The 1930-nt window shown below is 52.1% G+C and carries 1 protein-coding gene; it reads left to right on the plus strand.

What is annotated here, in order from left to right; translation table 11 throughout:
• Window positions 1-147 precede the first annotated feature (147 nt).
• Complete coding sequence (locus tag ACP5PX_RS08135) at window positions 148-1869, plus strand: ATP-dependent DNA ligase (RefSeq protein ID WP_428085447.1); 1722 nt, start codon at window positions 148-150, stop codon at window positions 1867-1869.
• Window positions 1870-1930 lie beyond the last annotated feature (61 nt).

A 1930-nucleotide genomic window follows, 5' to 3' on the forward strand; every position in this document is an offset into this window, starting at 1 on the left:
GGAACAAATTCGTACCTCCTCATCCACCTCTCAAGAGTCTCGAGCATCCTAAAGTCCCCCGCCCTAAGGTTTTTGAACGCCTCGATGGCCTCTAGCTTCATACGGAAAACCTTTTTGATTTCCCGCTAAATCAATTTTGGGGAATTTATGCTATATTCTGAATTGGCTAAAGCATTTGAGAGGCTTGAGGGGACCTCCTCTTATTTGGAGAAAAACGCGCTGATAGCCGAACTGCTTAAGAAAACCCCCCCGGAAATGATCGAAATGGTGGTCTTGCTTCTAATGGGCAGGCCGTGGCCAACCTATGTATCCAAGGAAACTGGGGTTGGGCTCCAGCAGTTGAAAAAGGCGATCTCAATGGCCTCCGGCCACCCGCTATCCAAAGTTGAGGAGCTGATGAGGCAGGTTGGAGATCTCGGGGAGGTCGCGAGGCAGTTGATGGAGCGCAAAAAGCAGGCTACATTTTTCGCGAAGCCGCTTTCAGTGGAGAAGGTTTTTGAAAACATTAAAAGCCTCCCTGAAATAGTCGGGGAGGGATCTGTGGATAGAAAAATTGCCTCAATAACCGAACTGCTCTCTAGCGCGACCCCACTTGAGGCAAAGTTCATAGTGAGAACCGTGCTCGGTGACCTGCGCATCGGCGTCGCAGAAGGTAGGCTGCGAGATGCGATAGCGAGCGCTTTTGGAGTTCCGGCGGAGATGGTTGAGCACGCTTACATGCTCACCACGGATTACTCGCTGGTTGCAAAGGCAGTATCAACTGGCGGGGAGGAGGGCCTGAAAAAGCTCAGGATAGAGGTCGGGCACCCAGTCAACCCAATGCTCGCCCAGCGCGCGGAATCCATAGAGGAGATACTTGAAAGAATGGGGGGAAAGGCGGCGTTTGAGATAAAGCTTGACGGCATAAGAATACAGGCGCACAAGGACGGAGACAATGTCATTCTTTTCACGAGGCGGATGGAGGATTACACAAGCATGTTCCCAGATTTGGTAGAACCGATCAGAAACGCGCTGAAGCCGAGCAGAGCGATAGTTGACGCGGAGCTTGTGGCGATTGACAAAAAGACCAACAAGCCCATGCCATTCCAGGAGGTGCTAAAGCGGAGGAGAAAATACGAGATAAAGGAGGCGATTGAGCAGATCCCAGTGGAGATCCATGTCTTCGACGTTTTGCTGAGCAACGGGAGCATATGGCTGGACAAACCTTACACAGAGCGCAGGAGGGAGCTCGAGAGGATAATATCTCCAATCCCCGGCAAGGTCATGCCGGTTGAGCAAATAGTGAGCGGAGATGTTGACGAAATAAACAAGTTCCTAAAGCACTCACTCGACATGGGGCATGAGGGCCTGTTGGCGAAGGAATTAAGCTCAGTTTATCGCGCGGGGAGAAGGGAGTTCCTCTGGCTCAAACTCAAGCCAACTCTGGAGACTCTCGACCTAGTAGTAGTGGGGGCGCTACACGGGAGGGGGAGGCGGGCCGGATATTTTGGGAGCTATGTGCTCGCGGCTCTGGACGAGGAGAGCGGGAGGTATCGCACAGTAACCAAATGCGGGAGCGGATACACGGACGAAGACCTTGAGGAGCTGACAAAGCTCATGGAGCCATTAAAGCTAAAGGAACCGCACCCGGACGTGGACATAGAGCTGGAGTGCGACTGGTATTTTGAGCCTAAGGTCGTTTTTGAGATAACTTTTGAGGAGATCCAAATCAGCCCCGCGGAAAAACACACCGCTGGCATGGGGCTGAGATTTCCGAGGTTCATCAGGCTCAGGGAGGACAGGAGGCCGGAGGAGATAAACACGGTTCAGGAGATCAGGAGGATGTTTGAACAGCAGGAGAAGAGGAAAAAGAGCGTTTCTAGCAAGTAGACCCTACCGCGCGCGCCTTCAATAAAAATGAAAAATGAATTTAAACGATGAACGGCCCGCG

Origin of the sequence: Hadarchaeum sp. (SeqCode) (assembly GCF_049969415.1) — an archaeon.
Lineage (GTDB): Archaea > Hadarchaeota > Hadarchaeia > Hadarchaeales > Hadarchaeaceae > Hadarchaeum.